The sequence below is a fragment of the Pseudomonas sp. PA-7-1E genome (assembly GCF_021605325.1).
GTDB classification, from domain to species: Bacteria; Pseudomonadota; Gammaproteobacteria; order Pseudomonadales; family Pseudomonadaceae; genus Aquipseudomonas; species Aquipseudomonas fluorescens_BV.
Map to the genome: position 1 here is coordinate 1 of NZ_WKFA01000108.1, position 5,317 is coordinate 5,317.

General features: G+C 61.2%; 4 protein-coding genes. All 4 read right to left on the reverse strand.

The annotated features are described in order from the left end of the window. Window positions 1-331, reverse strand: a 331-nt coding sequence (locus GIW79_RS29245; RefSeq protein ID WP_236477472.1) for an ATP-binding cassette domain-containing protein, incomplete at its 3' end; no start/stop codon positions are given. Next, window positions 324-1,295, reverse strand: coding sequence for an amino acid ABC transporter permease (locus GIW79_RS29250; RefSeq protein ID WP_072446232.1), 972 nt, complete (start codon window positions 1,293-1,295; stop codon window positions 324-326). The genes GIW79_RS29245 and GIW79_RS29250, both read right to left, overlap by 8 nt. Before the next feature lie 19 nt (window positions 1,296-1,314). Continuing rightward, a complete protein-coding gene (locus GIW79_RS29255; protein WP_236453395.1) occupies window positions 1,315-3,720 on the reverse strand; it encodes a TonB-dependent receptor plug domain-containing protein in 2,406 nt (801 codons plus the stop codon). Window positions 3,721-4,695: 975 nt separating this feature from the next. Then, on the reverse strand, window positions 4,696-5,317 hold a 622-nt coding region (locus GIW79_RS29260; protein WP_236477473.1), incomplete at its 5' end, for a type II secretion system protein GspD.

Genomic DNA, 5,317 nt, shown 5'->3' on the forward strand with positions numbered 1-5,317 from the left:
CGGTGATGTGGAGAAACAGGTTGAAGTTCTGGAACACGAAGCCCACGTCGATACGGCGCTTGAGAATCTCGCGTTCGGTGAGTTCAAAAAGCAGGTCGCCTTTGCGCCGATATCCGACGTACTCACCGTCGATGGTGATATGCCCGCTGTCGATCTTCTCCAAATGGTTGATGGTGCGCAGCAAGGTGGACTTGCCCGAGCCGGACGGCCCGAGGATCACCGTGACCTTGCCAGGGTCAATGCTCAGGTCGATATGATCGAGTACCTGCTGGTTGCCAAAGCGCTTGCCCACGCCCTGGATCTGAATGCGCCCGGCGCGTGCTTCAGGCATGGGCCTTCTCCTTGAACCAGCGGCGCACGCGCTGCAACGGCGTGGGTGGCAGCACCCGCGCTGTGCCCCGGGCGAAGTGGCGCTCGACGTAATACTGGGCGCTGGTGAGCACGGTGGTGATGATCAGGTACCAGACCGTGGCGACGATCAGCAACGGGATCACCGCCTGGGTGCGGTTGTAGATGACCTGCACGGTATAGAACAGCTCGGGCAAGGCCAGCACGTAGACAATCGAGGTGCCCTTGACCAGGCCGATGATTTCGTTGAACCCCGACGGCAAGATCGAGCGCAGTGCCTGGGGCAGGATGATCCGGAAGATGCGTCGAGAGGCCGGCAGCCCCAAGGCCGCCGCCGCCTCATGCTGGCCGGCATCCACGCCAATCAGCCCACCGCGAATGATCTCCGCCGCGTAGGCCGCCTGCATCAGGCTCAAGCCCAGGACGGCCACGGTAAATTGGCTGAGCACATCCACCGTCGACCACTCGGCGAACACCAGGTCGGTGAACGGCACGCCTAACACGATGTGGTCGTACAGGTAGGCAAAGTTGTAGAGGATGATCAGCACCAGCAGCGCCGGCATCGACCGGAAAAACCAGATATAGCCCCAGGCCAATGCTGCCAGCAACGGCGAACCCGACAGCCGCGCCAGGGCCAGCGCGGTACCCAGCAGGATGCTGAACACTGTGCTCAACAGCGTCAGCAGCAACGTCTGGCCCAACCCGCGCAGCACCGAGGACGAAAAGAACCACTGGCCGAACACCCCCCATTCCCAGCGCGGGTTGGTGGCCAGGGAGTGCACGATGGCGAGTAATACCAGCGCGGCGAAAATCGACCCGGCCCAGCGCCAGGGGTGCCGGGCCGGCACCACGCGCAACGCCTTGATTGGCGTGGCGGCACGGCGCTGGCGCAGCGGTTGGGCGCTGACTTCATCCAGCAGGTCATAGGGTTTGGCGACAATGGGCATGTTCTTTTCCTCGCAGGCCTCAGAAGGCGTAAGTCAGCCGGGTGTAGTAATACCCACCGGTAAAACCGTAGGGCGAATAGGTGCCGTAGCTGGCAACCATGGTGCTGCTCGGCACCCCTTGTTTCTTGGGATAGAGGTCGAACAGGTTCTTGGCGCCGATGGCGATGTTCAGGTCTTTGGTGAGGCTGTAGCCCAGGTCGAGGTCGGTGATCCAGCGGGCGTTGTAGACCCGGTCCAGGTCACGATTGGCCGATGAGTTCACTTCCTTGTACGAGCCGTAGCGGGTCAGGGCCAGGTTGAGGTTGAAGCGTTCGATACTCCAGTCACCGCCCAGGATCAGCTTGGTGTTGGGTTGCACGCCGGTGATCAGGTTGCGCGCCTGGCGGTCCATCAGGTCGTAGGAGGTACCAAGAATGTGGGTGGATTCCTTGTAGTTGAGGATTTGGGTCTGGTTCCAGTTAAACGCGGCGGTCCACTTCAGCGCGCCGAACGCGCCCAGGTCCTGGTTGTAGCTGCTGACCAGGTCCAGACCTTTGGTGCGGGTGTCGGCGCCGTTGATAAAGTACTGGCCGCCGGAGGTGGAGTTGATGCCGTTGTTCTGCAACACCTGGGTGACTTCCGGGCCCAGCAAGGTGCCGGTAAGGGTGATGCGGTCACGCAGGTTGATCACGTAGGCATCGGCGGTGAAGCTCAGGCGGTCGGTGGGCGTGAGCGTGAAACCAAGGCTGAAGTTGGTGGAGCGCTCGGGCTTCAACGCCTGCGCGCCTAGCGCCTGGGCCGCCGCCGAGCCCACGGGGAGCACGCCATAGTTGATCGACTGATACACCCCATCGACGACGCCATAGGTGGTGGAGCGCGCACTGAACAGACTGTTGGCCAGGGACGGCGCACGAAAGCCATTGCTCACGGTGGCACGCACCGCGAACTGCGGGGTGAAGTCGTAGCGGGTGGTCAGCTTGCCGCTGCGGGTGGCGCCCACGCCCTCGTTGTAATGCTCATAACGCACCGCCGTGCCAACGTACCAGTCCGGCATGGGGTTGAAACCCACATCCACGTAACCGGCCAGGCTGTTGCGTGACGCGCTGCTTTCTTCGTCCGGTGAAATACCGTTGGTGACCTGTGCCCCGGACGACGCACAGTTACCCGGCGCCACGCAGTAACCGCCATTGGCATAAGACGCGTAATCGCCGGCTTGCACCTCGTAAGTGTCGCGCCGATGCTCGAAGCCATAGGACAGGTCCAAGGGCTTTTGCAGTCCGATGTCGAAGCCACGCTTGAAGTCCAGGTTGGTGGTCAGCTCGGTGGAAATCCAGGTACCGGAGGTGAAGCTGTTCGGCGTGGCTTCGCCCAGGGAAGGGTTCTGGTTGTGGGTGGTGCCCTGCTCCGCTTCGTTGCGCCCATAGGTGGTAGACAAGTCCCAGTCCCACTCGCCCACAGTACCCTTGCCACCAAACGCCGCCTGGAAGTCCTCCTCGTCGATGTACCAGGTCGGGGTGTACCCGGCCGGGTAACCGTTAGGCCCGGTGGTGATGGTGTTGGTGATGGTCGGCAGACGGAAGTTCTGCCCCTGCTCGGCCTTGCGTCGCGAGTAGGTGGTAAAGGAGTAGAGGCTGAGGCTGTCGTCGATCGGCAACTCGGCGTTGTAGCCCAGGGTCAGCAGGTTGGTCTTGGGCGTACCGTAGCCGCCATAGGTGGACTTGCCCGCCAGGCCATAGGCTTGCTCATAGGTGTAGCCGTTGGCGCTGGCCTTGTTGTCATCGTTCTGGCTGCGTGCATCCAGGGCCAGTTGCACGATGCCGCCGTTGCCGATTTCGAAGCCCTTGTTGAGGCTTTGCTGCACGGTCTGTTTCTTGCCGTCGTAGCCAAGGCCCGCGTGGGTCACCGAGGTACCACGGGTGTCAGCCTTGAGGATCACGTTGATCACCCCGGCGATGGCGTCAGACCCGTATTGGGCAGCCGCACCATCGCGCAGCACTTCGACATGGTCGATGGCGCTGATGGGGATCAGGTCCAGGTCAGCCGGCGCCGCGCCGGTGTTGATGCCGTTGATATTCAAGGTGGCACTGGTGTGGCGGCGCTTGCCGTTGACCAGCACCAACACTTCGGCGGCGCTCAAACCCCGCAGGTTCGGTGCCCGGGCAATGCCGCTGGCGTCCCAACCGGTTTTTTCCGGCAGGGTCAGCGAAGGGATCACCGCGCTCAACGCCTCCATCAACCCGGGCTTGCCGGTGTTTTGCAATTGCTGGGCGCTGACCACGTCAATCGGCACCGGGCTGCTGGTGACCGTGCGCTGCTCGGCGCCACGGTTGCCGGTCACGACGACCGTCGACAAGGTGCTGTCATCCTGGGCCTGGGCTGCTGCGGCGAACAGCGACAGGGTCAGGGTCAGGGTCAGGGCAGCAGTAGGTTGCAGAATTTGCTTCATATCCATTCCCAGCTTTTTCCAAATCGCAAAGTCGGGCAGGCACGCGCCTGGCGCGACGTGGCCGGTAGTCAAAGGGGCGATGCGGCTTGGGCTAGGTGTGGGGCAAGCGAGGGGTTTGAAGTGGCAACATACGTTGAGCTCCCGTCCAACGACTCTGCTGCGGCGGGATGATTACCCGGTCAGGCGCGCAGAATCTGAATCACGCTGGGTACCATCCGAGGTCAGGGGTAGGCTGTTGGGATCAAACATAACGGAATGGATTTTAAAAATATAATGCTATTTGGGCATAAGCTAATATTCTGTACTTTCATTATTTATAAAAATAATTATTCATAAAAATGATTTTTAATCTGAGCGCGCAGAACGCTCAAAGTGTGGGAGGGGGCGTGCTCCTGATGACTGTGGGCCAGCCAAAATGCATTTACTGACACGCCCCCATCGCAACGGTAACTACGGACGGTAACCACGATGCGAAGCGAGCCGCTCTTGATCTTGATCTGCTTTTGATCTTAAGCGCCCCGTCAAACCACGCTGGCCGGAATTCGACAGGGATTTGGGGGGTAAACCGGCAGGGATGCCGGTTTAGCCGCCCCGCGCCATGGATGGCGCGTGGCGGCGGCCCCCCAAATCACTGGCGGATTACGGGCACACCGAGCCCAGGCGAGGTGCCGAGTGGTGGGGCAAGAGCGTTTTGCTTACTTTGCCGCTTTTGCAAAGTGAGCCGCCGTCAGGGCGGAACCCTAAGTGGCCGTTACCGCAGGAATGGATATGTACCCGGTATAACTGCGTCGCCTGTTAGGCCGCCTTCGCGAGCAAGCCAGCTCCCACATTTTTGATCGCGGGGTGTCAGGTTGATAGGCGTCGGCTGGCAGGCCATCATCGCAGGCAAGCCAGCTCCCACATTTTTGATCGCGAGGTGCCAGGCCACCATCGGGAGCGAGCCCCCTCCCACATGGGTACTCGGTACAGCCAGGATCATTGAGCCGGTCGCAACAGCTGCATCTGCTGGCGATAATCATCCGTCACCTGCCGCGCCTGGCTGCTGCTGGTAATCACCCTCGGCGTAATCAGCACAATCAGCTCCGTGCGGTCCTTGGACTTGCTGGTATTGCCAAACAACCAGCGCAACCCCGGAATCTTCCCCAGGTAAGGCACGGCACTGACGCTCTCAGCGTTGTCTTGCTTGATCAACCCGCCGAGCAGCACCGTCTGGCCACTCTGCACCGCCACCTGGGTGGACACCGAGCGCGTGGAGATACGCGGGTTCACCGGCGTCTCACTGTTCCCCGTCGGGTTCTGGGCATCACTGACCTGTTGCTGGATATCCATGTACACCAGCCCACCCGGATTGATGCGCGGCACCACATCCAGAATCACCCCCGTCTGCACATATTCCACACTGCTCAAGGTGGTGTCGGCGTCCCCGGTATTGACGGTGGTCTGACTGATGGGAATGTTGTCCCCCACCTGGATCTGCGCCGGCTGGTTGTTCATCACCACCAGCGATGGCGCCGACAGCACCTGGGTGCGGCCGTTGGTCTCCAGGGCGTGCAGGGCCACTTGCAGGTTGGAACTGACGAAGGAGTAGAACAACGAG